This window comes from Pseudomonas sp. HY2-MNA-CIBAN-0224, assembly GCF_040310285.1.
GTDB lineage: Bacteria > Pseudomonadota > Gammaproteobacteria > Pseudomonadales > Pseudomonadaceae > Aquipseudomonas > Aquipseudomonas helleri.
In genome coordinates this window covers 1-269 of record NZ_JBEOPQ010000550.1, presented here as the reverse complement: position 1 = coordinate 269, position 269 = coordinate 1, and the positions used below count along the sequence as shown (strand labels likewise).

Below are 269 nucleotides of genomic sequence, written 5' to 3'. Positions count from 1 at the left end.
ACTTTAGATATTGTGAAGGTGAACTTGATTTTGAGTATCAGCTTTCTGATAGTGATTTATTGAGAGATAGCTTGACAATTGCTACTAAGGGTCAACTGCCGAAAATTCTTGATTCTGCTAAACATCTATATTCATTTAGCCGCTTTCGAGAGCCATGGTTTACCCTTGCAGAAAGAGAAACTTTTTATTCACAATGGATAATTAATTCTTTGCTGCACGGTTTTGAAAATTTATTTTTAATTGATATAAAAGATAATGAGATTAGAGGG

1 protein-coding gene is annotated in these 269 nt (G+C 32.7%); it reads left to right on the top strand.

Annotated features, from left to right (window positions below):
- The coding region (locus AAEZ03_RS27525) for a GNAT family protein (protein WP_350583034.1) at window positions 1-269 on the top strand (269 nt) is incomplete at both ends.